At 37.9% G+C, this 22,207-nt stretch carries 24 protein-coding genes and 1 tRNA gene; 15 read left to right on the top strand and 10 right to left on the bottom strand.

Features of this window, described 5'->3' with window-relative positions; translation table 11 throughout:
- Window positions 1-99 precede the first annotated feature (99 nt).
- The 3 genes from H5115_RS13115 to H5115_RS13105 form a co-directional block, all read right to left on the bottom strand.
- On the bottom strand, window positions 100-462 hold the full coding sequence (locus H5115_RS13115; protein WP_310736286.1) for a hypothetical protein: 363 nt from the start codon (window positions 460-462) through the stop codon (window positions 100-102).
- A 94-nt stretch (window positions 463-556) separates the two neighbouring features.
- On the bottom strand, window positions 557-1,171 hold the full coding sequence (locus H5115_RS13110; RefSeq protein WP_182755684.1) for a paraquat-inducible protein A: 615 nt from the start codon (window positions 1,169-1,171) through the stop codon (window positions 557-559).
- A gap of 2 nt (window positions 1,172-1,173) precedes the next feature.
- Window positions 1,174-2,439 (bottom strand): EAL domain-containing protein, encoded by a 1,266-nt coding sequence (locus H5115_RS13105; RefSeq protein ID WP_182755682.1) that lies wholly within the window; start codon window positions 2,437-2,439, stop codon window positions 1,174-1,176.
- Window positions 2,440-2,588: 149 nt separating this feature from the next.
- On the opposite strand from H5115_RS13105, the gene H5115_RS13100 reads away from it, so the two are divergent.
- The 3 genes from H5115_RS13100 (at window position 2,589) to H5115_RS13090 (ending at window position 4,923) form a co-directional block, all read left to right on the top strand.
- Window positions 2,589-3,338 carry an ABC transporter substrate-binding protein gene (locus H5115_RS13100; protein WP_182755680.1) on the top strand — a complete coding sequence of 250 codons (750 nt, stop codon included), beginning with the start codon at window positions 2,589-2,591 and terminating at the stop codon, window positions 3,336-3,338.
- A 78-nt stretch (window positions 3,339-3,416) separates the two neighbouring features.
- Window positions 3,417-3,983 (top strand): PhnA domain-containing protein, encoded by a 567-nt coding sequence (locus H5115_RS13095; RefSeq protein WP_007586451.1) that lies wholly within the window; start codon window positions 3,417-3,419, stop codon window positions 3,981-3,983.
- Window positions 3,984-4,104: 121 nt separating this feature from the next.
- On the top strand, window positions 4,105-4,923 hold the full coding sequence (locus H5115_RS13090; protein WP_138489730.1) for an META domain-containing protein: 819 nt from the start codon (window positions 4,105-4,107) through the stop codon (window positions 4,921-4,923).
- Between the two features lie 107 nt (window positions 4,924-5,030).
- Here H5115_RS13090 and H5115_RS13085 read toward each other — a convergent pair whose 3' ends face one another.
- Window positions 5,031-5,870: a 23S rRNA (adenine(2030)-N(6))-methyltransferase RlmJ gene (locus H5115_RS13085; RefSeq protein ID WP_182671457.1), complete on the bottom strand. Its 840-nt coding sequence runs from the start codon at window positions 5,868-5,870 to the stop codon at window positions 5,031-5,033.
- Window positions 5,871-6,108: 238 nt separating this feature from the next.
- Between H5115_RS13085 and zapB the strand changes: the two genes are divergently transcribed.
- The 8 genes from zapB (at window position 6,109) to H5115_RS13045 (ending at window position 11,817) form a co-directional block, all read left to right on the top strand.
- On the top strand, window positions 6,109-6,339 hold the full coding sequence (gene zapB, locus H5115_RS13080) for a cell division protein ZapB (protein WP_002957855.1): 231 nt from the start codon (window positions 6,109-6,111) through the stop codon (window positions 6,337-6,339).
- Window positions 6,339-6,644, top strand: coding sequence for a cell division protein ZapA (locus tag H5115_RS13075; RefSeq protein ID WP_002957856.1), 306 nt, complete (start codon window positions 6,339-6,341; stop codon window positions 6,642-6,644). The genes zapB and H5115_RS13075 overlap by 1 nt, the downstream gene beginning before the upstream one ends.
- A 63-nt stretch (window positions 6,645-6,707) precedes the next feature.
- On the top strand, window positions 6,708-7,730 hold the full coding sequence (locus H5115_RS13070) for an MBL fold metallo-hydrolase (protein WP_182755678.1): 1,023 nt from the start codon (window positions 6,708-6,710) through the stop codon (window positions 7,728-7,730).
- Window positions 7,731-7,785: 55 nt separating this feature from the next.
- A complete protein-coding gene (locus tag H5115_RS13065; protein WP_182755676.1) occupies window positions 7,786-9,255 on the top strand; it encodes a LysM peptidoglycan-binding domain-containing protein in 1,470 nt (489 codons plus the stop codon).
- Window positions 9,256-9,321: 66 nt separating this feature from the next.
- Window positions 9,322-9,810, top strand: coding sequence for a peptidylprolyl isomerase (locus H5115_RS13060; RefSeq protein WP_002957860.1), 489 nt, complete (start codon window positions 9,322-9,324; stop codon window positions 9,808-9,810).
- A 21-nt stretch (window positions 9,811-9,831) separates the two neighbouring features.
- A complete protein-coding gene (locus H5115_RS13055; protein ID WP_182682968.1) occupies window positions 9,832-10,560 on the top strand; it encodes an SDR family NAD(P)-dependent oxidoreductase in 729 nt (242 codons plus the stop codon).
- Window positions 10,557-11,396, top strand: coding sequence for an amidohydrolase (locus H5115_RS13050; protein WP_182755674.1), 840 nt, complete (start codon window positions 10,557-10,559; stop codon window positions 11,394-11,396). The genes H5115_RS13055 and H5115_RS13050 overlap by 4 nt, the downstream gene beginning before the upstream one ends.
- A 49-nt stretch (window positions 11,397-11,445) precedes the next feature.
- On the top strand, window positions 11,446-11,817 hold the full coding sequence (locus tag H5115_RS13045; RefSeq protein ID WP_182755672.1) for a hypothetical protein: 372 nt from the start codon (window positions 11,446-11,448) through the stop codon (window positions 11,815-11,817).
- A 94-nt stretch (window positions 11,818-11,911) separates the two neighbouring features.
- On the opposite strand, the gene H5115_RS13040 is transcribed toward H5115_RS13045, so the two are convergent.
- The 4 genes from H5115_RS13040 to H5115_RS13025 all read right to left on the bottom strand — a co-directional run bounded on the left by H5115_RS13040 (window position 11,912) and on the right by H5115_RS13025 (window position 15,092).
- Window positions 11,912-13,087, bottom strand: a complete 1,176-nt coding sequence (locus H5115_RS13040) for a mandelate racemase/muconate lactonizing enzyme family protein (protein ID WP_007375956.1) — start codon at window positions 13,085-13,087, stop codon at window positions 11,912-11,914.
- Window positions 13,088-13,113: 26 nt separating this feature from the next.
- Window positions 13,114-13,881 (bottom strand): class II aldolase/adducin family protein, encoded by a 768-nt coding sequence (locus tag H5115_RS13035; RefSeq protein ID WP_010554363.1) that lies wholly within the window; start codon window positions 13,879-13,881, stop codon window positions 13,114-13,116.
- Between the two features lie 165 nt (window positions 13,882-14,046).
- Window positions 14,047-14,370 carry a c-type cytochrome gene (locus tag H5115_RS13030; RefSeq protein WP_002957866.1) on the bottom strand — a complete coding sequence of 108 codons (324 nt, stop codon included), beginning with the start codon at window positions 14,368-14,370 and terminating at the stop codon, window positions 14,047-14,049.
- Between the two features lie 182 nt (window positions 14,371-14,552).
- Window positions 14,553-15,092 carry a DUF2058 domain-containing protein gene (locus H5115_RS13025; protein ID WP_182755670.1) on the bottom strand — a complete coding sequence of 180 codons (540 nt, stop codon included), beginning with the start codon at window positions 15,090-15,092 and terminating at the stop codon, window positions 14,553-14,555.
- Between the two features lie 198 nt (window positions 15,093-15,290).
- Here H5115_RS13025 and H5115_RS13020 point away from each other — a divergent pair, with 198 nt between their 5' ends.
- Window positions 15,291-16,439 (top strand): MFS transporter, encoded by a 1,149-nt coding sequence (locus H5115_RS13020; protein ID WP_182755668.1) that lies wholly within the window; start codon window positions 15,291-15,293, stop codon window positions 16,437-16,439.
- Here H5115_RS13020 and H5115_RS13015 read toward each other — a convergent pair.
- Both H5115_RS13015 and H5115_RS13010 read right to left on the bottom strand, forming a co-directional pair.
- Window positions 16,406-16,906, bottom strand: coding sequence for a prolyl-tRNA synthetase associated domain-containing protein (locus tag H5115_RS13015; RefSeq protein WP_182755666.1), 501 nt, complete (start codon window positions 16,904-16,906; stop codon window positions 16,406-16,408). The two genes, H5115_RS13020 and H5115_RS13015, sit on opposite strands and share 34 nt — an antisense overlap.
- A gap of 1 nt (window position 16,907) precedes the next feature.
- A complete protein-coding gene (locus H5115_RS13010) occupies window positions 16,908-17,303 on the bottom strand; it encodes a hypothetical protein (RefSeq protein ID WP_002957870.1) in 396 nt (131 codons plus the stop codon).
- Between the two features lie 166 nt (window positions 17,304-17,469).
- On the opposite strand from H5115_RS13010, the gene H5115_RS13005 reads away from it, so the two are divergent.
- From H5115_RS13005 to H5115_RS12995, 3 genes are all read left to right on the top strand, one after another.
- Window positions 17,470-17,545 (top strand) — tRNA-Ala (locus tag H5115_RS13005).
- A gap of 179 nt (window positions 17,546-17,724) precedes the next feature.
- On the top strand, window positions 17,725-18,987 hold the full coding sequence (locus tag H5115_RS13000; RefSeq protein ID WP_182755664.1) for a PotD/PotF family extracellular solute-binding protein: 1,263 nt from the start codon (window positions 17,725-17,727) through the stop codon (window positions 18,985-18,987).
- Window positions 18,987-22,205 (top strand): ATP-binding protein, encoded by a 3,219-nt coding sequence (locus H5115_RS12995; protein ID WP_182755662.1) that lies wholly within the window; start codon window positions 18,987-18,989, stop codon window positions 22,203-22,205. The genes H5115_RS13000 and H5115_RS12995 overlap by 1 nt, the downstream gene beginning before the upstream one ends.
- Window positions 22,206-22,207 lie beyond the last annotated feature (2 nt).

Here is a 22,207-nt window from a genome sequence, read left to right as displayed (position 1 = left end):
TAAAAATAAAAGAAATTCTTAAATTAGGAAGCAAAAAAGGTGTTTAGGAATTACCAATAAACCGGGTTACCGCAATTTTTACATACACCTATCCTGCTATTAAGCAGACATAGGAGGGCGGTAAAGTGAACGAGGTATATTAATTTGTGTAGTAAATACACTTATATTTACTTTTTCAGATTCAAGTAAAGTAACGCTAAATAAAGTATCAACATTAAGCATTGAATTAGCAGCGCAGCCACTGATAGGGCATTTGCAATCATTTTGTGGCGTACTTTCGTCGTCGCAACAATCCATCTGCATCATATTTTCAGACATGCTAGCAACAGCTGTTGCATCACTACTGTGTGTCATTGGCATTTGGGCATGCGTTGCTGTTTTCGTTGGCAAATGTGGCATTTCGCATACCATAGCTACAGACGCAACTGCCTGACCCACAAAAGTGAGCAGTAAAGTTATCATAAGTAAACTAGAGTAAAAACGTTGCAACATTATGCCTTTTAATAAATTTTAAAATGATTGTAAGATAACCTAACGGCAACCACAAATACTTTAATTATGTAAACTGCGGTTTATCAGGTGTTTTAATTAAGTTACTCGCGATAATTGCAAATATACAATATGCGCTAAAATACCAAAAGCCCTCACCAAATTGTGCATTCATAACAAGTAGCTCACCACTTTTACCATGAGCGTTACCTGCTAGGTAAGTCACTATTAATGCAATAACAAATACATCAACCATGCTCCACTTACTTAATGCACAAATAACCAGACCGAGCTTTTGCTTCAACCCATTCAAAGGTAGGCAACAATAAAGCAATTGTAATAGCAGCTTCAAGCTTGGAATAACAATAGAAAACAACCCCACTAAAGCAGCTACAAATAAATTATTATTACTAGCAAGCTCTTGAACTGTGCCTAAAATACTTTGTGTTTTGTTATAGGCGCTGATCTCGCCCTCTAACTTATCAAGCCCTAGCATATTCGAGAACATCATTAGCATGCTACGAGTCCGACCATCGCCCTCTTCAGCAAGCATTTCAATGCCCGCCTGCGCTAATTTTGATTTATCTATGTTGCCCTCTATTGTTAATACTGGTTTTGTAATACCAGGAAACAATAAACAAAGAGCAACCACTACACTTATAACCGACAACCAATTACGCATATTTATTCTGCTATTGCCTCAATAATGTCATCACTGTATAAAACAGCATCCAATAAAAAATTAAATATATCGCCAATATGCAGCTCTGAGTTTATGTTGGCCAAATGGACCATAGCTTCATCTATATTATCTAATTCAAACTCTTTTATAAGCGATAAACAGTTCCCTAAAATGCCTCTCTCTAATAGTAACGCATCAGATATTGCAGCATCTAAAGTAAACTCTTTAACTATGTCTTTTAATTCAGCATCTAAAATAGCATCAAGCACCGAGAACAAACCCACCAAATATCCTTGCTCGGTCAACTCTTTATTATTTTGCTCCAATATTAGCGACATAAATTGAGCCCGCGTTAAAGCAAGCTTAGTTAATTCGGTTGGTTTTTCGACCCCCAACTCACTAATTGCTAATACGCGAACAAATTGTCTTATTGTGTCCTCACCTAAATAAATAACCGCTTGTGAAATAGACGTAATGACTAAATTTGCTTTGCCTGAACGCGCGTTAGCTAGCTTTAAAACCCTCGCTGTTATGGCGACATCTCTGGCCACTCGTTGATGAACTTCTTTAAAGCAAAGTGTTTCTTTTGCTGTAAAACGCAATAGATCAAAAACGGTTAGCTTTGAAGGCTCTACACCTTTATACGTAATCATTTCTGGGCGAGAAAAAAAGAACCCTTGAAATAAATCGCAGCCAGCCAATTTTAATACATTAAATTGTTCATGCGTCTCTATTCGTTCAACAATTATTTTTGCATGTGGATTTGCGCGTTTTATTTTTTTAATGCGCATATTGGTTTTAATAACCGGATCATCTATCTCAATTTTAATATAATCAACATGTGCTAACAGTGGCTCCCATTTTAGATCGCCATCGTAATCATCTAACGCAAAAACATACCCTTCTTTTTTTAGTTCTTGCACGCGCTCAGCCACCGCCGGAATATTACCCGTGCGCTCCACTATTTCAATAACACTATTTTCTGGCAATAAAAGTTTGGGGAAGTTATCGAGAATAGTTTCTGATGACAAGTTTATAAAAGCTAAATGATGTGCGGTAAGTCTATCTAAACCGACCAACATTAAAGCATTAAAAAACAGGCGGCTTGTCGCATGCACATCAGAAGTGCCTACAGGAAACGCATTATTGGCTGAATCTCTATAAAGCAATTCGTACGAGAAAACATTCTGGTCTATATCAAAAATAGGTTGCCGCGCAACAAACTGAGTTATTTTTTGTGCTTCATCAGGTATGTTATGTAATTTCACTTGGCTCTAAACCTATAAATAAAAGATGGCAAAACAGCCAATAATATGTGTACTTTAATGCAACACGCATAAGATAAATATAGTCGTCATTGCAAAAATGTTAAAATTACACAACACTAATATAAAATATTAATATAAAAGGTAGAGATTTGACTAACTTTATTCGGTTATTAGTACTGAGCCCTCTGCTATTTGTATTTTTTAGCTATGCCAGCATTAACCCTACTCCCCTCAAATATAATGTTAGCGCGTCAGGGAGTCATTATCCATATTATACAAATGATCCAGAAAAGCCTGGCATATTGCCCGAAATTATTGAAAAAGTACTCGATGATGCCAATATTGCAGCTTCTCATATCGGCCTACCTACGAAGCGTATTACCAAATATTTACAAGATGAAATAATCGATTTTGATGTTATTTCATTAGAATGGCTCTCAAAGAGTGAGAGAAATGACCCTCGTTATGTTTTTTCAGAGCCGCTTATTTATGCCACAGAAATGATTGTTACCTTGCCTAAAAATGCCCAGCACTGGCAAAGCGTTGATAGCTTGAAGGGTAAAAATATAGGAACGGTACTAGGTTACTATTACTTTAATGACAACACCTTTGAGCGTGTTGACTTTCCATCCGAAAAAGAACTTATGGCAGCTCTATCAAGAAACCGTGTAGAAGCTGCACTAGTAGGTAAGTTAACTGCGCTCTATTGGGCAAAGCAGTTAGGGATAAACATTGCCTTTGGCGCACAGCATTCCCATGGCTTTTTAAGAATTCGCTTATTGAGCAAACATAGAGAATTATTGCCCCAAATAAACCTAGCAATTAAAAACCTTCACGCTCAAGGATATATAAAAACTATTGAAGATAAGTATATGAGTAATATACCCACACAAAATTAAGGGACTAATGGCGCAGAGCTCCTGTTTTGGAGTACAATAGCAGCAAATGTTAACTCGACCAGAATCAGAAAGAGCCCCATGAGTATTGAAAAAGCCTTAATCGAACGTAGTAATAATCAATGTGAATTGTGTGCAGCCACCGAGAACTTATCTGTTTATGAAGTACCACCGGTAACTGAAACCCACTCAGATAAATGTATTTACACGTGTCAAACATGTAAAGATCAAATCGAGAATAACAGCGAAATAACGCCTACGCATTGGCACTGTTTAAACGATAGCATGTGGAGCCAAACTCCTGCAGTACAAGTTGTAGCTTACAGAATGCTTTCGCGTTTAGCGCCTGATAATGGCTGGGCACAAGATGCGCTAGACATGATTTACCTTGAAGAAGACACACTAACGTGGGCTAAAAAAGCACTTGCTGAAGATGACGATTTAAAGCATGTAGATAGCAATGGTGTAGTACTTCAAGCAGGCGATACTGTAACCCTAATTAAAGACTTAGACGTTAAAGGTAGTAGCCTTACAGCTAAACGCGGAACAGCTGTTCGTAATATTGGCCTAACCAGCAACCCTGAACATATTGAAGGGCGAGTTGACGGCCAGCGCATAGTTATTTTAACTAAATTTGTTAAAAAATAATCGTTTGTTTTTAATTATTAAAGGCGCTAATGCGCCTTTTTTTATGTTTAAAATAAGTTAAGGAATGATTAAGTCACTAAGTAATACACTAGGGGGATAATATTGAGTAAGGATAACAAACATGGAAAAGCATCAAGCAGTACATTCACGTAAAAAAGCACTTACAGGACTTAGTTTATTAGCACTGAGCGCTTTTGCCATAACCGGTTGTGATCAACAAACAAAGCCGACTGAAAATACAGAGCAAGCAAAATCAATATCGACTCTAACTACCCAAGTTAGCTACAAAGATCGCAGTATGCTTCGCCCCGGTTCACAGTTAATAGTTACGCTTTCGGATGTATCTAAAATGGATGTAAAAGCAGATATAATAACCCAAGAAGTGATTGATATTACCCAAGCCCCACCATTTACTGTAGAGCTAACTTATGATGCCAGTAAAGTTAACGATAAACACCGCTATAGCCTAAGCGCCAGAATCATAAATAAAGACAAAGTACTTTACACAAGTACCACAAATAACGACCCATTTAGAGAATCACAGCTAACTGGCCCTTATAAAATTGAGCTTTCAAAAGTATCCGTTGAAAAGCCAGACGTAACGCTTACAAACACGTACTGGAAAGCAATAACAATCAATGCTCAAACAGTAAATGTTACAACTAAAGAGCCGTTTATTCAGTTCGATAAAGACTACCGTGTTAATGGCTTTTTAGGCTGTAATAATTTTAGCGGAAGTTATAGTACCGAGCAGCACACAATTACACTTAGTCAGTTAGCGAGTACAAAAAAGATGTGTTCGGAGAATATGGACCAAGAGGCAGCTATGTCTAACGTACTTAACAATACTTCAAAGTGGGAAATTACAGGCGAGTCACTAAAACTTAAAAACAACAGCGGTAATACGCTTGCTACTTTTAACGCAGTTTATTTTAATTAATATTTAGCTCCCTAATATATGTGTTACCTAACACATTCGTATTGATTTTAAATAAAATGCCCAGCAAAACTGGGCATTTTATCATTCATTGTAAGCACTATTTAAAGCTACTCATCAACGAGTTGTTCACTTCTGTAAAAACCACTTGGCTCACTCAACAAATCAACAAGTTCAGGCATTATTGCATCCATTGTTTGCTTTAGCTTCCATGGAGGGTTAATCACAATCATGCCAGATGCTGTCATGCCGTGTACGTCAGTGTCCGCTTCAGTGCCTAATTCAAATAGCTGAATGTTGCGCATTCCTGAATCAATTAAGCCCTGCTCCATATTATCAATGCGCTCTCTGTCTACTACCGGATACCAAATCATATAAGTACCTGTAGCAAAACGCTGATGAGCTTTAACTAAGGTTTTTACAACCGTTTCGTAGTCATCTTTAATTTCGTACGGAGGGTCAATTAACACACACGCTCTGCGAGATGCTGGTGGTAATAATCCTACTAAGCCGGTAAAGCCATCTTCTCCGCGCACACGAATGGAGCGCTTACCTTGCATATTTTCTTCAAGTAATAATAAATCGCGCGGGTGCAGTTCAAAAAACCAACCCTTATCTTGGCGGCGCAAGTAATGCTCTGCAATTTTTGGTGAACCCGGATAAAATGCAAGTTCGTCAGTGTCGTTAAATGACTTAATTAATTCAATGTACTCATTAAGCTCAGCATGTTCACTTTTATGTTGCCAAAGTTTTTCAATACCATCTTGATACTCTTGCGTTTTTTGCGCATCAGCAGCTGCCAGTTCAAAAAAGCCAGCACCTGAATGCGTGTCTATATAATCAAGCGGTTTATCTTTAATTGTTTGGTAATTTAGTACTTGTGCCAGTACTAAATGTTTAAGTACATCGGCAGGATTACCCGCATGAAATGAGTGTCTGTAACTAAGCATTATTTATTTTCGCCATACGCAATTTAATATCGTAAGTGAACCATAAGCACTAGGCTTTGGCAACTCACACCAAGATAAGAGAGTGTTAAAGTGAACCATTTCTGAATGAAAAAGCTCATATGCTGAATTATCCCTTAACGCAGAAGAAAAATCAGCTAAAACCACCGTAAATGCTGGCAAATCAACACACTTTGCTTTACATTTGCATGACATTAATTACAGTTATATGAGCGCCTTTATGAACAACACTACTCTTCAACAACTCGAACAACTGATCGATTCTTTAATCGAACGTAATAATCAATTACAAACAGATGTTGCTACTTTAAAAGAACAGAACACTAAACTAAGCGATGAAAACGAATTACTACAGCTTGAAGCTTTAGAAAATGAAGAAAAGCAAAAAGATGCCAGCACTACTTTATCTGGTCTTCTTGATAAATTACAAAGCGCACAACAGGCTAGCTAATGTCTGAGCTGCAAAACCAGCGGGTCACTGTTGAGTTGCTAGGTAAAGAGCAGCAATTTGCTTGCCCCGAAGGGCAGGAAGATGCATTAATAGCAGCAGCTAAAAATCTAAATGACTTAGTTGAGCAAATGAAACAACGCTCAACCGTTAGAAACGATCAAAAAGCCCTACTAATGGCAGCATTAAACTTAAGCCACGAATTGCTAGAAGCAAAAACACAGGCTACAGTTGAACAACAGCATCAAGACCAATTGATTGATAAACTCAGTCAGCATTTGGCAAATGACCCCAAACACCAAAAATAAAAAGCGCATACTGCGCTTTTTGTTTATTATTAAAGTAATTAAACCTCAGCGTAGAGATAATAAATGAAGTTAAAACTTTCAAACATAACCTCTTCATGTAAGCACTTACTATTATCATGCACTTTACTATCAATAGCACCTAGCACCTACGCTGCCGTTATTTGGAATACAATAAACCCTCATATTCAGTTTTTAAAGCAACAAGACAAGCTTCGCTTTTACGACTCTAACCAAGTATTAATTGAAGGCGAAAAATGTGCCCTACTGGTTGATACGAGTGCCAATTTTGCTGCAGTTGAACAACTTGCTGAAGATTTAAAAAAACGCCTTAAAACACCTTTATGCTATTTGGTTGCCACGCATTACCATGACGATCACTTGCTCGGTATGGCGGTTATGCAAAATTTTTATCCTGATGCCAAGCTCGTTGTTCATCAGCAAGTAAACAAAAATTTTAGTCTTTATCAAACAGCATATACCGACAAACTAGACACCTATGAAAAGAGCATTGAGCTGAGCTACCAACGATTAGCGAATGTCCCTAAAGAAGAGCAAGCTAAATGGCGTGATAAGTTAAAGCTTGCAAAAAAGCGACTTTTTCGCTGGCAGGAGTATCAGCTTAGCAAACCCGAAATAGTAATTAATAGTCGTAAAATTATCGACCTTGGTGGTTTTGAGGTAACGCTTGAGCCGCAGCAAGCCCATACTAACGGTGATTTAACTATTACTACTAATAATGGCAGTGTGCTGATTGGTGGCGATATCGTTGACTGGCTTCCTTACCCTGGTCACGGCGAACTTAAAAGTTGGCAAACGTTGCTTAAGCAATATATTAACGACGAAAAGCTCGCTATTATTATACCTGGCCACGGCGGCACATTAACAAAAGAGCAGCTGAAACAGCCACTATCGTTTTTAACAGCCATAACAGAGCATGTTAAAAACAATAAAGATCAAAGTATTGAGCAATTAATGCTGTCGTTTCCTAAATCAGTTATTGAGCCTTATAAACAAGAAGCGCTTAATATAAAATCGAGTAACTTTTTTTTACAAGCTGGCCTAAATCGCGTAAAAAGCGCAGAATAACTCAACACAACGGATTGTGTTAAAATAATAAAAGGAATTTACAAAAGTGATCACTATGCGCAGTTTGGTTTTATGTTGTTTGGGTATTTTGTTATTTGGTTGTCAATCAACGGAGCAAGAACCACAAGAAGCTCCACAAATATTTACTCATTTTGAGCCTGACTATACTTATGATATTGACGAGGAAGTAGCTCAAACGCCTCAAGTTAATGAGCTAGTTACGCCACTTCAATTCAAAAAAACAATCGTAAAAAAGCGCCCACCAAAAACCACCGATCTGTGGGTGCATATAGCCAATAATCTACACTTTACGATTTATCAAAATCGCGCTTTAAAAAAGCGTATCAGCTGGTATGCAAAGCAACCTAACTACTTACAAACGGTGAGCAAACGCGCAGCGCCTTACCTGTATCACATCGTAAAAAAAATTGAGCAAAAGCAACTACCTATTGAGCTCGCATTACTACCATTTGTAGAAAGCGATTTTAGACCAACAATAGCCTCATCACAGCAAGCTGTTGGTGTTTGGCAGTTAGTTGGCGCAACAGCGCATCACTTTGGTGTTAAGTCAGACCAATGGTATGACGGGCGCCAAGACGTACTTGCTTCAACCGATGCTGCACTTGATTACTTAAGTTACTTACATAAACGCTTTGATGGTAATTGGCTACATGCTTTGGCCGCTTATAATAGTGGTGAAGGCCGCGTTAAACGCGCAATAGAAAAAAATAAAAAACGCGGTAAAAGCACCGATTACTGGTCGCTCAGTCTGCCAAAAGAAACCGCTGACTATGTACCTAAGTTACTCGCTTTAAGCTATTTAGTTAAACACCCACAAAAGGGTATAAAACGCCCAAAGCTTGCATATAAGCCATTTACAACACAGATGAACATAGGCCAGCAGTTCGACTTTTCAGTCATTGCCAAGCTCTCTGGTATAGGTTCAAAGCAGTTACATGCTATTAATCAGGGATATTTAAAAAATCAAAGCTCACCTAACGGGCCGCATACTTTACTGCTGCCTATAAGACAAGAAGCATTATTAAAAAGCCAGTTCTTCAAATCAAACTTTGCTGGAGAGTACATCGTTAAACAAAACGATACGCTTTACAGTATCGCCAAGCGTTTTAGTATGTCTGTAAAAGCTTTAAAACAACTTAATAATAAAAATAATAATTTAATAGGTGTTGGAGAAAAGTTATTAGTTGGACAACCTAAAACCCTGCCAAGCACATTAACTGTTGATTACAAAATCAGCCCTTATTTAGAACACCAAGAGATTGCGATCCCCACTATAGAAATAGATTACGAAGTTAAGTCAGGCGATAGCCTTTGGAGTATAAGTCAGCTTTACGATGTACCTCATAGCGACTTGGCAAAATGGAACAAACTCTCTGCATCGAGCATTTTAAAGCCTGGTACTCAATTAGTACTGTTTATACCACAGGCTGAAAAGCAAAAAGCAGCCCCAATAAAAAAAGATTTACTGCTAGATTTACAAAAAACACTAAATCAGCCACGTTAAGTTTATAAACAAGTATATTTCGCGTAAAATTGCGCCCTAACATAGTTATTATTTGAAGAGACAAGCATGCAAATTAGCAAAAATTCAGCAGTTGAATTTCATTACACCCTTAGCGAAGCGGGCGAGCAAATTGAAAGTAGCACAAACGAAGCGCCACTTACTTACATTCATGGCAGCGAAGGCATGCTTCCTGGTTTAGAAAAAGCACTTGAAGGTAAAGAAGCTGGCGAAAAATTTAGTGTAACTCTAGAGCCAAGTGAATCGTACGGCGAGCGTGTTGATGACTTAATTCAACGTATTCCTCTTAAGCACCTACAAGGCGACGTTAAAGTATGGAAACCTGGTATGACAGCAATGGTTAGCTCTAACCAAGGTCGTCATCAGGTTACTATAGTTAAGGTTGGTCGTTTTAACGCAGATTGTGATTTAAACCACCCATTTGCGGGCAAAACACTAACGTTTGACGTTGAAGTTGTATCTGTACGTGAAGCGACGAGTGAAGAAGTTTCTCACGGACATGTGCACGCTGAAGGCGGCTGCGGTCACTCTCACTAGTTAGCAATAAAGGAAGTAAGTATGTCTAAAGTTGCAATAGTTACAGGTGGTACAAAAGGAATTGGTCTAGCCGTTGTAAAGCGTTTTCTAAGTAATGGCTATAAAGTACATAACCTTGATATAGAGCCAAGCGAAACTGGTATATTTCATCAGTGTGATGTAAGTGATGTATCGGCGGTACAAAGCTGCATCAACGCTATCTGTGAACAAAGCAAACGTATTGATGTACTTGTTTCTAATGCTGGAAAACACTTAAGCGCAAATATAGAAAGCACCGACGAGCAAACTCTCGATGCACTTTTTGCGCTTAATGTTAAAGGCGCCTATGCCGCAGTACAAAGCGTATTGCCAAGCATGAAAGCGCAAAATAGCGGCGCTATTATATTAGTCGCATCCGATCAAGCAATTATAGGTAAGCAAAACTCTTTTGCATATAACCTAACAAAACATGCCCTTGCCTCAATGGCCAAAACAACGGCGCTTGATTACGCGAGCTTTAATATTAGAGTAAATGCGGTATGCCCTGGCACAATAGAAACCCCGCTATTTCATAACGCGATAGATGCGTACTGCGCAAAAAGTGGCGCAAACAAAGCAGAAATAGTTGCCGAGGAAGCAAGTCTTCAACCGCTTAACCGATTAGGTCAAGCCGATGAGGTTGCTGCCCTTGTGAGCTTTTTAGCAAGTGACGATGCCAGTTTTATTACAGGCAGCCTACAAAGTATTGATGGTGGTTACACTGCCCAATGAGCATGCAAATTATTGACCCTCATGTGCATTTTTTTAATCTTGCCGAGGGGCAATATACTTGGCTACAAGGCGAAAACCCACCAGCATGGCCTAACCTAGAAAGAATTAAACAACCAATAAGTGCAGAGGAACTTGTTAAAAGTACTGATTTTGAACTTGCGGGTATTGTGCACATTGAGGCTGGGTTTGATAATCAATCACCTATAAACGAGTTAAACTGGCTAAGCTCGCATTTAAAAAACCTTTCATTTAAGGCTATTAGTTACAACCAAATTGATGCGCCCGCAGAGCAATTTAATCACGCGCTAAATGCACTGGCTCATTCAAGCCTTTGTGGTATAAGAGATATAACCGAAGAAGATAATGCAGTGAGACTAAAAAGCCCTCATTGTATTAATAACCTTAATTTATTGGCTACAAATAAACTGCATTTTGAAGCTCAATTTGATATTGAAAATAGCGAAATAACCAAACAAATAGCTTACTACGCTAAGCAGCTACCGCAGCTTCAAATTATAATTAATCATGCAGGACTGCCAAGTAATTTAAATGACTGGCAACAAGGTGCTGAGTTACTTGCTCAGCACGACAACATAGCAATTAAATTCTCTGGTTTTGAATTACTACAACTTACCAGTGAGCAACAAGCAGCGTGTTTTAATATCCTTTTTAATCACTTTGGCCAGCAGCGTATTATGTTTGCAAGCAACTTTCCTGTGTGCCAAATAAATACAAGCTACAACACTCTATGGCACTCCCATAAGGCGTTATGCTCAAACGATAAGGCATGGCATGACCTTAGCTATGCAAACGCTAAGCACTACTACCAAGTTTAAGTAAAACTAGTTATATTAAACTCTCTTTTTATAATAATACGGCCAATTTATGAAAATGTCCTTTTTACTAATCCTTGTATTTTCTGCGTTTTTTCTCAATGGCTGCATATCTCAAAATCCAGATCCGACACCTAAGCTGCAACATGCTCTACTGTCAAAGCCAAATAAATCAGCCGTTAGCAAAGCAATTAAAACACTTGTACATATACAAGAAACTCAATTAGCTGAGAATGTATTTACTACCAGCAGCACAGTAACCCTTAGCAATGTGGATGGTGATAATATTATCGACACGCAAAGTCGCAATACACCCGATCAGTTTGAATTGATGATTAAAGGCAAGCAATGCTATATACGCCACCTTGATAGTAAAGCCACTATTGAGCTTAAAGACGTAGAATGTAGAATTAACGAGTTATAACAAGCTAAAACTTTACCAAACAACTAAAAGCCGGTAAGTGACTAATCACTTACCGGCTTTTTAATGCATGACCTAAAGTTAGGTTAAAAGACTATTATTTTATTTCTACGCGTTGAGAACGCATAACAATCTCATCATTTAATTCAATACCCAACCCTGGCTCTTCTGACACTTCAAAAAAACCATTTTTAGGTTGTGGGTCTTGTAAACATAACTCGCGGTTCCACTTTTTAATCGCATAAGTGTGGTGCTCATGAATCAAAAAGTTAGGGATAGCTGTTTCTAAGTGTAGTGATGCTGCTGTTGCAACAGGCCCGCCACATACGTGAGCTTGAATACGCACATCAAAAATATCAGCATAATCACATACTTTTTTAGTTTCGGTAAAGCCACCACATAAACCAATATCAGGTTGCAGAACATCAATACTTTGATCTTCTAAGTACGGGCGCACACCCCAGCGATTATACAAACGTTCACCACCAGCAATTGGCACATTAACTTTATCTGCTACTTTTGCATGCAATGAATGGTTTAAATAGTTAACTGGCTCTTCAAAGTACATACAGTCAAATTCTTCTGCAATTTCACCCAACTGAATGGCTGTTGTCACGCCAGGTAAACTGTGGCATTCAAAAATAATATCCACTTCGTCGCCTACTGCTTCGCGAATAGCTTGCATACGTGCACGGTATAGCTTCATTTCAGTGCGTGAGATTATTTTTGTACGGTCGTAATAAGTGTTACCGTCTTTATCGTACTGAATTGGATCTACTTTTACTGCATCGTAACCTTCGGCCATCGCCTTTAAAGCCGCTTCTGCATATTCTTGCGGTTGTACTAGCGCTTTAAATTCGCTATCCCAGTCAAACTGTAATTGCGATGCGTAAGTGCGTAGTTTGTCGTTAACTTTACCGCCTAATAACTGGTATACAGGTAAACCAAGCGCTTTACCTTTTATATCCCAAAGTGCGGTATCAATTGCGCTCATTGCAGCATATACAACAGGTCCGCCGCCTAAACCCCAAAAACTTTCACGTAACATACGTGACCATAGTTTTTCTGTTTGAAATGGGTCGTGGCCGATTAAAAAGGCGTCGGCCATTTCTTTAATCATAGCCGCTGCAGCACTGTGACCTAAATCGTATGCAAGGCCGGCTTCGCCAACACCACTAATACCTTCGTCAGTATGAATTCGTACAAACACAGGTGTCCAAGAAGGTCTATCAGGACAGTGAATATCAAATACTTCAACGCGATTTACTTTCATTAAAATTCCTTATTAACCGCTATGGGTTATTTTGCAAAACTAGGGTCAAGTCGATACGCTTTACGTAACATTGCAGGCCACGCAAGTTGCCCGCCGGTGCTGCCACTGTGTACTACGTTTGCTTGATTATAAATATTGTCGATTATAGGTTGCGGTACTTCAATCACCTCTTGCGAGCTTGATTGTAGCGCTAGTTGAATTTCACACGCTCGCTGTAAATCATAAAAGCGCATAAACGCATCGCCTACCGTTGGACCTACTGTTAAGCCACCATGATTTACCAATAACATATGGTTAGTGCTGCCCAAATCATCTTGCAGCACTTTTCGCTCGTCGTCGTTTACTGCAAGCCCTTCGTAACCATGATAAGAAAGCGATGGCAATGAAAACATTGAATATTGGCTAAGCGGTAATAAACCATTTTTTTGTGTAGCGACTGCGATTGTTTCTTTGGTATGAAGGTGAATAACACAATGAGCGTCTTCGCGTACCTCGTGAATCGCACTGTGAATAGTAAATCCAGCTGGATTAATACTAAATGGCGTATCGTCAATAATGTTGCCGTCTAAGTCGACCTTTACTAAATTAGAGGCAGTTACTTCATCAAAGGTTAAACCAAACGCATTCACTAAGTAGTGGTCGGTGCCAGGCAAACGTGCTGATAAATGCGTATAGATTAAATCCCCCCAACGAAAGTGCTCTACCAGTCTATAACACGCGGCTAAATCAACACGAAGTTGCCACTCTTGTGCTGATACTTTGTTTTTTAAATCGAGTTGGGGTAAATCAAACATAATGAGCCTTTTAAAAACGTACATTATTAACCTGTACGAACAGATGTTTAGAAGTCTAAAGCAGTCTCTATTTTATAGCAAACACCAAACAAAACAGCCACACTATTGTGTGGCTGTTTGTAAAACTAAAATACCAATTGTATTAAAATGGTATAGCTGCGTAAATTATTTTACGTTAGCTAGGTAATCTGCAATTGCTTCAAACTCTTCATCAGTTACCGTTGCAACCATTGCTTTCATAGCCATGGTCATACCGTTATTACGTGCACCTGATTTGATGTCTTTCATTTGCGCTACTAAGTAGTCTTTGTTTTGACCGTTTAGTTTAGGGTACATACCCATAATTGGTGCTTTACCTTCAGCGCCATGACAAGTTTGACAATTCTTAGCGGTATAAAGTGCAGCGCCATCGGCAGCTGCTGCATTAAACGAGAAGCTTGCGGCTAAAGTAATACCCGCGCCTAATAGTAGTGTTTTCATCTTGCTCATTGTATTTACTCTTCTTTTTTGACGGTTAGAAAAACTGTTCTATTGATTGTAGTAAACAATCAAATAAAAAGCATACGTACGAAACGACGCTAGACGATCAACTTAACCAAAAACCGCTAACTCGTTTCTATCTCACTTTTATATACTTTAGCAAATAAAAATGAGCTTACCCTTAATAACTATTACCACACTATATCATCTGGTACTTCAAAGTCTGCGTATGGGTCATCTTCATCTTTTGGTTTGTTTTCTGGCTCTACATGAAAAACAATATACTTTTCGTCAACTTCAGCCACTTTGCGTGCTGGTTTGTCGTCTAATACGTAAAATTGCCCTTCTAGTACACAAATAGCTAAACGACCGCCCGATAACGCTTTTTGCGTTTTCTCGTTCACGTCGATATTTTTTACTTTGTTTTGATAAGTAAAATTAAATGTGCGCTCACCACGAATAGCGTCTTGGTTGTGGTGTTCTAAAATTTGTTTAACACGCGCTTCTTGCTCGCGCTGCTTTAAACTCACTTGGCGTGTTTGGTTAAGCTCTTCAGCTTTTTTTTGCTGCTCTAGCTTGGTTTGTTGAATATGCTTTTGCAGATCACTTGGGTTGCTAGTCGCCCCTTTCTTTTGCTTTTTTTGTTGCTTACGCTTTTCTGATTTAGCAACTTTAGCATTATGCGATGTTGTTAATCCTGCTTGAAGCAATTGGTCTTGTAATGAACCCATGACTTTGTTCCACTAAAAACTAATATTATTGCTATTTTAATCACCAACGAGTTCAAATAACAGCGCTATCGACATTAATCTAGCAAACTAGTTAAAACAAACCATGAAATAGCGCAATGGCTATGGTTTTAATTATGAATTAAAAGCAATTTTTAATACAATACCAGACAACCAATCAGCAAATGCACAAGCCATATAATGCGTTTACCTCATCTACTCGTTTGCTCGGTATTTATATTTTTTGTGCTTTATGCACCGCAACCCCTACTTAGCCTTTTTGCGAGCAAATTTAATGTAGCACCTGCGGTAGCTGGCAGCTTAATGACTGCAACTATGCTGCCTTTAGCCATTGCCCCGCTCGTTTATGGTTTATTTTTAGCAAAAATAAATCCACTACTTATATTACGTATTGCAATGGTGCTTTTAGGCCTTAGCTGCTTACTTTTTATTTATGTACCTAGCTTTGAGCTTTTATTATTAGTCAGATTTTTACAAGGTTTAACGCTCCCCGCAGCTTTAACAGCAATGACTAGCTATATAGGCATGAGTTATAGCGCTGATACACTTCAAAAAAATATGACCCTATATATTGGTAGCAGTATAGTTGGTGGTTACTTTGGACGTGTGCTTGCCGCTTTGTTTAGCGACTTATGGAATTGGCAGAGCTTTTATTACGTAACTGCTTTTATGCTTATTTGCTTAGCTTTGACAGTTAAGCATTCTCGCTTTACAAACCCAGCTAAACAGTCGCAGCTCTCCCCACTCGATTACATTAAACAACTTAAAGAAGGCGCTGTACTTAAAGTTTACGGCGCCGTTTTTTGTATGTTCTTTTGTTTCGCTGCACTACTTAATTACTTACCGTTTATATTACAAGACACGTTTTTAATTACCAATACTCGTGACATAGGTTTGGTTTACAGTGGTTATTTAATTGGTGCCCTCGCCTCTATTGCTGCACCTTGGTTACTTAAAAAAGTCCCTTCGCCTTGGCATTTATTAACTGCGGTATTTAGTTTTTATAGTGTGAGTATTATTTTATTAATGAGCCACCAGCTTAGCTTATTTTTAATCGCATTTACTTTGTTTTGTGGTGCTATGTTTGTGATTCATTCAACTGCCGCACCGCTCGTTAATAAAATCAGTAAAGCCCCACCAAGTGTAACCAATGGCGGATATGTATCGTTTTATTACAGTGGTGGCGCATTGGGGTCGTTATTACCCGGTGTGGTATACCAACATCATGGGCAAACAGCGTTTATGTTTACGCTGCTTGCGGTTTGCTTATGTGGTTTATCGTTAATTATGTGGGCTTATTTTGAGGGTAAAAATACAACGCGCGGTTGATGCTTTGTGTAATTAAAAAATGTTTCTAAATCAGCTTTACTAAGCAACCATGTTTGGGTGTTTTCAAACGGATGACAATGAAACAAATCACCGTGCCAAATATCTTGGTCAACCCATAAGCTCACTTCGTTTTGCTTATCATTTAAAAGAGCCAACATAGATACACACCCAGGAGCCACTTTTAAATACGTTGCTAAGCGTTCACTCGATGCAAACCCTAAGCGTGAAAGCCCTTGTTGCTTTGATAGTGCCTTTAAATCGAGTTGCTTATTGTGCGCTGTAATAACTAAAAAGTGTCGCTTGCCTTCGTTATCGCGTAAAAACAGGTTTTTAAGACGAGTACCTGGGCGCTCAATCATATACTCATCTGCCGCTAAGCTAGTATGTAGCGGCGGATGCTCTATTACATCATAGTTAATATCTAGGTGCGCCAAAAGCTCTGCTAACTTAGTTTTATCAGCCAACATATTACAAACAACGCCCTCTTAGTTGTACACTCAAATCTCGCCATAAAACATCATTAACTTCATGCTTGTTGTCGCAATACTTACGATCTTTTAGCTCTTGATTTAATAATTCAACTGCTTGGTCTTCTAGCTGTAACTTCAGAATGCTCGATTCTTCAAAATGCTCTTTCTCTATATACTGCTTAACCTCACCACGACTTGGTCTCTTATTAGGACCACGGTCAAGGTTAAAGTTTTCACGATGCTTAGCTTTTACCGACACAACATAAGCAAAAAGCTTATTACCTTGCTCATCTTGCTTTTCGTGAAACTGTTTATTATTTATTTCAAAAGGCGGCTCATCATTTGAGGCACAGCCAGCGAGTAAAACCATAAGCGCTAGAACACATTTTTTCATTGTTTTTTATCGTTTTAGTTTTGAATTAAGCCGAGTCTAACAAAAATTGACGTAAACAGTGAAAATTTACGAAAAAATACTTGACCAAATTTATAAAAAAACTTAAAGTTCGTCCCGCTTGGAACTCAGCAGTCAAGCAGTTACATTATATGTAACTTAGGAATGTGGGGCTATAGCTCAGCTGGGAGAGCGCCTGCCTTGCACGCAGGAGGTCAGCAGTTCGATCCTGCTTAGCTCCACCACTTTCCTACTCCTTTTCAAATTCGTTCTACTCTTCTATTTTTCCAGTGTTTTTATTATTTTTTGATACCCTAATATTCTAATTTTTCATTCTATATAATTTTAAATTTATCCATTCAACTTGTGTCTTTACAAGTTCTTAGCTATACATAATGTCACACATTAGTACTTTAGGCTTAACATGGACAACCCTAAGCGTTCAACGCTAAAAAAGCTAGCTGCAATAGGTTTAACAGCTGTTGCAATAACACATGCGCCTTATGTTTTTGCCCGAAAAAAAGTCACATTAAGAGTGCTTGGTACGCATGTAACACTCCAAGAGGCTATTCGCAAGCAAGCGATGAGTGACTTGGGTATTAATATAGAATTTACTCCCGCAGGCAGCGCTGCCGTTTTGCAAAAGGCATCAATGGACCCTGGCTCCTTTGATTTATACGAACAATGGTCAAACAGCATTAATGTGCTTTGGGATGCAGGTTCTATACAGCCAATAGAAAAAAAACGACTCACCTACTTTAACGAGATAAATCCACTTACTAAAACGGGAAAACTAACCGAAACTGCAAGTATTGGTGCAGGTGATGCTCCCTATAAATTATTAAATGTTCAACCCGATGGCACGTTAAGCGCACAAGAAAGCGATCATATTAGCTTTTTACCTTATGTGCATAATGTTGACTCTTTTGGTTACAACACCGATTTTATTAAGCCAGGTATAGCATACGAAACAGAAAGCTGGAGTTGGCTGCTTGATGACGAGAACAGAGGTAAAGTAGCTATTGTAAATGCGCCTACCATTGGATTATTTGACCTAGCCCTAGCAGCACAAAGTAAAGGACTTATAAAATTTAACAATATAGGTGCAATGACCCGCCCAGAACTTGATAGGTTGTTTAGTATATTACTCGACTTTAAACGCCAAGGTCACTTTAGTGGCTATTGGAATTCGGTTCCTGAGTCGATTGAATTTATGAGAAGTAAGCGAGCCCATATAGAAAGCATGTTTTCGCCTGCAGTTTCTGCATTAAACAGCCAAAATATTAATGTACGATTTGCCGCGCCAAAAGAAGGCTACCGAGGCTGGCATGGTGTTATGTGTTTATCGTCACAAATACAAAGTAGCGCAAAAGATGCAGCTTACGATTATATGAATTGGTGGCTTTCAGGCTGGCCTGGTGCATTTATTGCTCGCCAAGGTTATTACATTAGTAACCCGCAGCGCTCTAAACTACTCCTATCTCAGTCTGAATGGGATTACTGGTACGGTGGAAAAGCAACAAACATAGATTTATTAAATACCAATGGCGACGTAGCTGTAAAAGCAGGTGGGCAACGTAATGGCGGTAGTTACCATAAACGCTTTAGTAATGTAGCAGTGTGGAATACAGTTATGCCAACCTATGACTACAGCCTGCAAAAATGGTATGAGTTGATTAGCCGATAATGATAATAAATTCAATTAAATCAAAAATAATATTAGCTCTGTGTTCGCTGATTGGATTACTTCTTTTACAGAGCTATTTGTTTAACTATTCGCAAACGTCTTTACTTAACTTGCAAAAATCGCAACATAACGCACTTATTCAAAGTGAAGCTGTAACTAACTTAGAAAAAGATATTATCTCCCTGCAAGCGCATGCGGTCTCATTTATTGACAATGCAAATGAAACTACGATTACCAAATTTAATTTTTATTTAAATAAGGCAAATCTAAATCTCGAGCAGCTAAAAACAAACACTCTAAACCAGACCCCTGAGTATCAAAACTCACTAATACGCCTTGGCGAATATTTAAATAATTACCAAGATACATTTGGCCAAGTTGTCATAAACAGGCAAAAACGCGAACACCTTTACATTACTCAGTTCAAACAACCTATTGATGACTTACAAGTAACAATTAGTGAATTAGAAGAGCCTTCAAACAATGACAATAAAGTTATTTTTAACGATGTTTTACTCACAATAAGTAATTTAAAGCACGCTGCTGTAAGCTACCTTTATAAACCTAACTTTGATGAAGCGCAAAATGTAAAACAAAACCTAGATTACTTACATAAAAAACTAACAAGCACGTCTGTAATAAATGAGTCCTTCTCCAATAAAACAATAAGCTTAAAACAAGCTTATAACAAACTTGTATTACTCACCCGCAGCTACACTTTTTCTGTAAATGTAGTGCTAACAGGCATAGAAAACGAATTGCTGTATTTAACTAATGAAATTAAAAATATAGAAAAAAATAAACTAACCGAAACAGAAGAGCTACTAAGTAGCCACTTAACAGAAAATACAGAACAGGCAAATATATTTGCCGTTTTAATTATGTTAATCATTTTATTGTTAAGCTACTTTATTTTTAGATCGGTTATAAAACCGATTACCCAGCTCACTTTATTACTTAAAGACATGAACAACGAAAAGCCAGTGACTATTTCAAATACCAGCCAAAATCAAACTGAAATAGCATCGGCAATAAAAGCAGCCAACGCTTTATATTTAAAAAATAAGCAAACCAAAGAGCTACTCAATGAAACCCGCGTATTAAATTCCCAAATGAAAGCAATGAATGCCGACCTGACGAGCGCTATGGAGCAAACCGATAAAGCCAATAAAACAAAAATAGATTTTGTAGCCAATATGAGTCATGAACTTCGCACTCCAATGAATGGCATATTAGGTATGTTGCAGCTTTTACAAAGCAGTGAGCTTCCCTCAAGGCAAAAACATTACGCAGATAAAGCTTTTTCAAGTGCTAAAAATTTATTGCAGATTTTAAATAATATTCTGGATTTTTCTAAACTAGAATCGGAAAAAGTCCAGTTAGAGCAAATCCCTTTTACCTTACATACTATTGTTTCTAACGTTCAAAATTTATTCTCAACAAATGCCAAGCAAAAAGGCTTGCTACTAAATTTTACTTTACACGTTGATGCAGGGCTTGAACTTATTGGCGACCCAATGCACTTAAGCCAAATAATAAATAACTGTGTAGGTAACGCAATTAAGTTTACTGAGCATGGTGAAATATCATTAATTATAGAAGCGACATCTCAACACGAAAAAACAATAAACCTTCGCTTTAGTATAAAAGACACGGGTATTGGGATGACTGAAGAGCAATCAAAAATTATATTCCAGTCTTTCTCGCAAGGTGATTCAAGCACAACAAGAAAGTATGGTGGGACCGGTTTAGGACTCACTATAAGCAAACAATTAACTAAATTGCTGGGCGGAGATATACAAGTAAGGAGCACGATTAATCAAGGTAGCGAGTTTTTCTTTACTTTACCCTTTACTTTATCTGAGCAACAAAAGCTTAAAAAACACGCCTTATTAATTAGCCCCGATAATGAGCAAATTAAAAAATTAATGGACTTACTAAGTGATATAAATATAACGACAGAAACAACACAAGAACCATTAAGAGCCATTGCAAAAATGTCTCAGCCTAGTAGCCCATTTAGTATTGTAATAATGTCGATAGAAAAAAAAGAGCTCAACGATAACTTTATTTTACAACAACTGTACGCTCAAAATAAAAACGTTAATGAAAAATTGACACTGATTTTATTAATTACCGATGAAGAGTCTCCTGAGCCAATTGCAAAAAATGAAAATATAGACATTATAATTATCGGTAATAAAAATAGTGAAGTTGAAGTTTTAAGAAAGCTTTCACCAAATAATTTCAAAGAAAAGCAATTAAAGCCTCACCCTAAATTCTCGGGTTTTAATGCATTAGTTGTTGATGATAATAGAATTAACCAAGAAATAGCCTCCGCCCTTTTAGCAAGATTAGATATGACCGTGATCATTGCTGATAATGGACATGATGCATTAGATAAAGTCGAGATAAATGACATCGATATTATTTTTATGGATGTTCAAATGCCAGTTATGGATGGGCTTGAAGCAACAAGCATATTAAGAGAACGAGGCTACAAAACTCCCATAATTGCCATTACGGCAGCCGCAGATCCTAATGATAAAAAAGCAGCGTTTAGAGCGGGTATGGATGACTTTTTAGTAAAACCGATTATTTTTGATGCGCTTTACGAAAGTATTGAAAAGCATCTGCAAAGTAGCGAATCTCTGAGCACTATAAACCTGCCTTTAGCAAAAGAAAACCTAGAAAACAATGACGAATTGTTAGCTAAATTATTTACTCAGTTTGTCAACGATTACAATGACTTTTCGATTAAAGCTGATATATTAATCAAAAATGGAGAGTTAGAAAGCTTAATTCGACTAGTACATACACTCAAAGGCTTGGCCGGCACATTAGGCTTTGAGCTACTGCAACAAAGCGCGCAAAGTGTTGAGGAAAGCTTAATAGATAAGAAAAGTATTAATTTATCTCATTTTAATGAGCAATTAATACTTACACTTTTTGCTGTAAAACAATTTTTGATAGCTGATAGCTTTAAAAAAGAACATATACAGCAACATGAACTAGAAAACGAAGACTCGGTTATTGATAATATATACTCATTAGCATTAACGGCTCGCCCCGTACCTAGCAGTTTGGTTAGACAGCTAGAAATGAATCAATATGATAGAGGCCACTCTCTATTTAAGCTCAAAGAAGCAATTGATCACTTTAACTACGCGTTAGTAATTGAGCTTATTGATAAGTATAGAAACGATAATAAAAATTAGGC

This window comes from Pseudoalteromonas sp. SR44-2 (assembly GCF_014163745.1).
GTDB classification, from domain to species: domain Bacteria; phylum Pseudomonadota; class Gammaproteobacteria; order Enterobacterales; family Alteromonadaceae; genus Pseudoalteromonas; species Pseudoalteromonas distincta.
The sequence above is the reverse complement of the archived record's forward strand: the minus strand, read 5'-3'. Positions and strand labels throughout refer to the sequence as shown.

Coding starts and splice junctions, on each gene's coding strand:
- H5115_RS13095 (WP_007586451.1), top strand. CDS start 3,417: ATGAGTATTGAAAAAGCCTTAATCGAACGTAGTAATAATCAATGTGAA.
- H5115_RS12995 (WP_182755662.1), top strand. CDS start 18,987: ATGATAATAAATTCAATTAAATCAAAAATAATATTAGCTCTGTGTTCG.
- H5115_RS13050 (WP_182755674.1), top strand. CDS start 10,557: ATGAGCATGCAAATTATTGACCCTCATGTGCATTTTTTTAATCTTGCC.
- H5115_RS13065 (WP_182755676.1), top strand. CDS start 7,786: ATGCGCAGTTTGGTTTTATGTTGTTTGGGTATTTTGTTATTTGGTTGT.
- H5115_RS13020 (WP_182755668.1), top strand. CDS start 15,291: ATGCGTTTACCTCATCTACTCGTTTGCTCGGTATTTATATTTTTTGTG.
- H5115_RS13115 (WP_310736286.1), bottom strand. CDS start 462: ATGATAACTTTACTGCTCACTTTTGTGGGTCAGGCAGTTGCGTCTGTA.
- H5115_RS13060 (WP_002957860.1), top strand. CDS start 9,322: ATGCAAATTAGCAAAAATTCAGCAGTTGAATTTCATTACACCCTTAGC.
- H5115_RS13075 (WP_002957856.1), top strand. CDS start 6,339: ATGTCTGAGCTGCAAAACCAGCGGGTCACTGTTGAGTTGCTAGGTAAA.
- H5115_RS13070 (WP_182755678.1), top strand. CDS start 6,708: ATGAAGTTAAAACTTTCAAACATAACCTCTTCATGTAAGCACTTACTA.
- H5115_RS13045 (WP_182755672.1), top strand. CDS start 11,446: ATGAAAATGTCCTTTTTACTAATCCTTGTATTTTCTGCGTTTTTTCTC.
- H5115_RS13040 (WP_007375956.1), bottom strand. CDS start 13,087: ATGAAAGTAAATCGCGTTGAAGTATTTGATATTCACTGTCCTGATAGA.
- zapB (WP_002957855.1), top strand. CDS start 6,109: ATGAACAACACTACTCTTCAACAACTCGAACAACTGATCGATTCTTTA.
- H5115_RS13015 (WP_182755666.1), bottom strand. CDS start 16,906: ATGTTGGCTGATAAAACTAAGTTAGCAGAGCTTTTGGCGCACCTAGAT.
- H5115_RS13090 (WP_138489730.1), top strand. CDS start 4,105: ATGGAAAAGCATCAAGCAGTACATTCACGTAAAAAAGCACTTACAGGA.
- H5115_RS13000 (WP_182755664.1), top strand. CDS start 17,725: ATGGACAACCCTAAGCGTTCAACGCTAAAAAAGCTAGCTGCAATAGGT.
- H5115_RS13030 (WP_002957866.1), bottom strand. CDS start 14,370: ATGAGCAAGATGAAAACACTACTATTAGGCGCGGGTATTACTTTAGCC.
- H5115_RS13010 (WP_002957870.1), bottom strand. CDS start 17,303: ATGAAAAAATGTGTTCTAGCGCTTATGGTTTTACTCGCTGGCTGTGCC.
- H5115_RS13085 (WP_182671457.1), bottom strand. CDS start 5,870: ATGCTTAGTTACAGACACTCATTTCATGCGGGTAATCCTGCCGATGTA.
- H5115_RS13025 (WP_182755670.1), bottom strand. CDS start 15,092: ATGGGTTCATTACAAGACCAATTGCTTCAAGCAGGATTAACAACATCG.
- H5115_RS13110 (WP_182755684.1), bottom strand. CDS start 1,171: ATGCGTAATTGGTTGTCGGTTATAAGTGTAGTGGTTGCTCTTTGTTTA.
- H5115_RS13055 (WP_182682968.1), top strand. CDS start 9,832: ATGTCTAAAGTTGCAATAGTTACAGGTGGTACAAAAGGAATTGGTCTA.
- H5115_RS13035 (WP_010554363.1), bottom strand. CDS start 13,881: ATGTTTGATTTACCCCAACTCGATTTAAAAAACAAAGTATCAGCACAA.